General features: G+C 63.6%; 5 protein-coding genes. All 5 read left to right on the top strand.

What is annotated here, in order from left to right; all coding sequences use genetic code 11:
* The coding region (locus VKP01_RS00660) for an aconitase family protein (RefSeq protein ID WP_324409715.1) at positions 1-626 on the top strand (626 nt) is incomplete at its 5' end.
* The gene (gene leuD, locus VKP01_RS00655; RefSeq protein ID WP_324409714.1) at positions 626-1,231 is read left to right on the top strand and encodes a 3-isopropylmalate dehydratase small subunit; all 606 of its coding nucleotides are present in this window, start codon (positions 626-628) and stop codon (positions 1,229-1,231) included. The genes VKP01_RS00660 and leuD, both read left to right, overlap by 1 nt.
* 372 nt (positions 1,232-1,603) lie before the next feature.
* Entirely contained in the window at positions 1,604-2,410 is an 807-nt protein-coding gene (locus tag VKP01_RS00650) for a hypothetical protein (protein ID WP_324409713.1), read from the top strand.
* Entirely contained in the window at positions 2,407-3,462 is a 1,056-nt protein-coding gene (locus tag VKP01_RS00645; protein ID WP_324409716.1) for an endonuclease/exonuclease/phosphatase family protein, read from the top strand. The genes VKP01_RS00650 and VKP01_RS00645 overlap by 4 nt, the downstream gene beginning before the upstream one ends.
* A gap of 91 nt (positions 3,463-3,553) precedes the next feature.
* Positions 3,554-4,085, top strand: a 532-nt coding sequence (locus VKP01_RS00640) for an isocitrate/isopropylmalate family dehydrogenase (protein WP_324409712.1), incomplete at its 3' end; no start/stop codon positions are given.

Here is a 4,085-nt window from a genome sequence, read left to right as displayed (position 1 = left end):
CCGCGCTCAACTGGTGGAAAACGCTTTATTCCGACGATGACGCGCATTGGGACAAGGTCGTGACCCTCAAGGGCGAGGAAATCGCCCCCGTCGTCACATGGGGCACCAGCCCCGAGGACGTCCTGCCCATCACCGCCGAGGTGCCGGACCCGTCCAGCTTCGCCGGTGGCAAGGTCGATGCCGCCCGTCGCGCGCTCGATTACATGGGTCTCAAGCCCGGGCAAAAGCTGAGCGAGGTCGAGATCGACACGGTCTTCATCGGCTCCTGCACCAATGGCCGCATCGAAGACCTGCGCGCTGCCGCCGAGATCCTGAAAGGCAAGAAGATCGCCGTGAAGCGTGCGATGATCGTGCCGGGCTCCGGCCTCGTGCGCGCTCAGGCTGAGGAAGAAGGCCTTGCCGACATCTTCAAGGAGGCAGGCTTTGAATGGCGCCTTGCGGGCTGTTCCATGTGCCTCGCCATGAACCCCGATCAACTCTCGCCCGGCGAGCGCTGCGCGGCCACCTCGAACCGCAACTTCGAGGGCCGTCAGGGCCGCGGCGGCCGCACACACCTGATGAGCCCCGCCATGGCGGCGGCGGCAGCGGTAACAGGTCGGCTGACCGATGTTCGGGAGATGATGTGATGGAAAAGTTCGAAAAACTCAGCGGCATCGCCGCGCCCCTGCCGCTGATCAATGTCGATACCGACATGATCATCCCCAAGCAGTTCCTCAAGACGATCAAGCGCTCGGGGCTGGGCATCAATCTCTTCGACGAGATGCGCTATGACGATGACGGCAATGAAATCCCCGATTTCGTGCTCAACAAGCCGCAATATCGCGACGCGCAGATCCTTGTCGCCGGCGATAATTTCGGCTGCGGGTCAAGCCGCGAGCATGCCCCTTGGGCGATCAAGGATTTCGGCATCCGCTGCGTCATCGCACCCTCTTATGCCGACATCTTCTACAACAACTGCTTCAAGAACGGCATCCTGCCGATTGCCCTGCCGCAAGAGCAAGTCGACGTGTTGATGAAAGAGGCCGAGAAGGGTGCCAATGCCCGCATCGAGGTCGATCTGGAGGCGCAGACCGTCTCGACCTCCGAGGGTCAGGTCTTCTCCTTCGAGGTGGACGCCTTCAAGAAGCACTGCCTGCTGGAAGGGCTCGACGATATCGGCCTGACGCTGGCCAAGGCTGACGCCATCGACGCCTTCGAGGCGCGCGCGTCTCAGGAACGCCCCTGGGTCTGAGCCCGGATATGGCAACCATAAAAAACGCCGCGACATCGCTCGCGGCGTTTTTCATTGGCAAACGCTCTTGTGCCTCGCCCCGCCCACACCCCAAGATGCTGTGGTTACATGGGGTTATGCCGCAAAGTTGACGTAACTATGATGTAATCCTGCACCAGTCCTTCCCTCAATTCGCCCAATATCTTTCGTCAGATTCACCAAAGTCTTGTGATCAATTGCGAAAGTAGGCAAAAATTGGGCGGAAATGAGGCAACCCGCCATAATATGCGGGATCAAGTTGGACCAAGGACGCGGCGACGTATCGCGACCGACCAAGTTGAAAGGGAACGGGCATTGTTCTCACAAATTCCCGGCGCGCTCGCGCGGGCCATCTTGATCGCATTGCTGGTGGCGACACCGGCGCTTCTGATGCCGTCCACGCCACCGGACACGGCGCAGATCGTGATCGTGCTGTCGTTCATCGCCGGGTTCATGACCTTCATCGAATATTACGGCGAATATCCCAGCATCATCGAGTTCCGCTTTGCGCCGCCGTTCAACCGCATCAAGTTCTTCTCTCTCGCGCTGATCCTTGTCACCCTGTCGCTGATCCTGCGCGGCCAGAGCGATCCGACCGTCTGGACCGTCCTTATCACGCATTTCGCCCACGGATTGGGCCAAGCGGTGGATTTCCCCTATTCGCCGGTGCGCCTCGTGGTGCTGATGATGCCCACCGATGCCGATGCGGCCCTGATTGAAATGGTGCGCATGGCGGCGGGCGTGGCCTATACCGTGTCGCTGGGGATGATCCTCGTCTTTCTGACGCTGGTGCGGCTGCTGGGCTGGCCCGCCCGGTCGGGAGCGTTCAACGTCTGGATCAACCTGCCGCTCTTCGATCCCACCGGCGGCGGCGATGTACTGCACCGGCTGCGCCGGGATGCCGGTCTTAACGTTGTGTTAGGATCTTTGCTGCCATTCTTGATCCCGGCCGCCATGAGCGCGGCCTCGAGCCTGGTCGATCCGATCTCGATCGCGCATCCGCAAACCCTGATCTGGACGATGACAGCATGGGCCTTTCTTCCTGCCAGCATGTTGATCCGCGGCATCGCGATGAGCCGCATCGCCGACATGATCGAGGACAAGCGCCGCCGCGCCTATGCCGCCGACGATCTCGGGGGCAACGGGCTGCAACGCGCCTGATCGCGCTCTGCCTCGCGCTGCTCTGCCTTGGCTCCCCCGCCATCGCCGACAGCCTGCGCCTCGCCACCTGGAATGTCGAACTGGAACGCCGGGGCCCCGGTCTGCTGCTCCGCGATATCCTGCGCGAGGACGACCCGCAGATCACCGCCATCGCCGCGGTGATCGCGGCCCTCTCCCCCGACATCCTGCTCCTGCAGGAGGTCGATCATGACCATGACCTGCACGCGCTGCGCGCCCTGCGCGACCGGCTGGCGCAGGACGGTCCGCACTATCCGCACATCCTTGCACTGCGCCCCAATAGCGGGCTCTATACCGGGCTCGACATGGATGGCGACGGGCGCTGCTGCGACGCGCGCGACGCGCAGGGCTATGGCGCGTTTACCGGTCAGGGCGGCATGGCGCTACTGTCGCGCCTGCCCATCGACCACGACGGCGTGCACGATTTCAGCGATCATTTGTGGCGGGATTTGCCCGGCGCGCTGCTGCCAACGCATGACGACGGCACGCCCTTCCCCTCGCCTAAGGCGCAGGCGGTGCAGCGGCTCTCTTATACCGGGCAATGGGTGGTGCCGGTGATGCTGCCCTCGGGGCCGCTTCATCTCCTCGCATTTCACGCCACACCGCCGGTCTTCGACGGACCCGAGGACGCCAACGGGCGGCGCAACCACGACGAAATCCGTTTCTGGCAGGTGTTTCTCGACGGGGCCTTCGGCCCGCCCCCGCAGGCGCGCTTCGTGCTGATGGGCGACGCCAATCTCGACCCGGATGACAGCGACGGACGGCAGGGCGCAATCCGCGCCCTGCTTGCCGATCCGCGCCTGCAAGACCCGCGTCCGATGCGCCCCGGCCCTGTCGCCCCCACACCCGACAAATCCGGCGATCCGCGCCTGCACACGGTCAACTGGCCAGACCCCGGCCCCGGCAGCTTGCGCGTCTCCTACATCCTGCCGTCGCGCGACCTGCGCATCCTAGACGCAGGCATCCACTGGCCCGAGGACAGCGCTTCCGCCAGCCGTCACCGGCTCGTCTGGGTCGATCTGACACTGCCCTGACACTGCCCTGAGCATGCGCTTTCTTGACCCCGCCACGCCTTGGCTATAGGCCACCTGCATCATTCAAAGCCATAACCAAGGACCAACGCCCATGAGCAACCCTTCGCTTCTCATCCTGCCCGGTGACGGGATCGGCCCCGAAGTCATGGCCGAGGTCACCAAGATCATCGGCTGGTTCGGCGACAAACGCGGGGTCACCTTCGATGTGAGCGAGGATCTCGTCGGCGGCTGCGCCTATGACGCGCACGGCACGCCGCTGCACGATGACACCATGGCAAAGGCGCAAGAGGTCGATGCCGTCCTGCTCGGGGCCGTCGGCGGGCCCAAATACGACGACCTCGATTTCAGCGTGAAGCCCGAGCGCGGCCTCCTGCGCCTGCGCAAGGAAATGGACCTCTTCGCCAACCTGCGCCCGGCGCAGTGCTTCGACGCGCTGGCGGATTTCTCCTCGCTGAAAAAGGACGTGGTCGCAGGCCTCGACATCATGATCGTGCGCGAACTCACCTCCGGCATCTATTTCGGAGAGCCACGCGGCATCATCCAGGAGGGCAACGAGCGCGTCGGCATCAACACCCAGCGCTATACCGAAAGCGAAATCGACCGCGTCGCGCGCTCGGCGTTCG

Origin of the sequence: Saliniramus sp., assembly GCF_035311605.1 — a bacterium.
GTDB lineage: Bacteria > Pseudomonadota > Alphaproteobacteria > Rhizobiales > Beijerinckiaceae > Saliniramus.
This window is presented reverse-complemented; position numbering and strand designations above follow the sequence as displayed.

Excerpts from the sequence above, each read along its gene's own strand:
- leuD (WP_324409714.1), top strand. The coding sequence starts at position 626 with ATGGAAAAGTTCGAAAAACTCAGCGGCATCGCCGCGCCCCTGCCGCTG.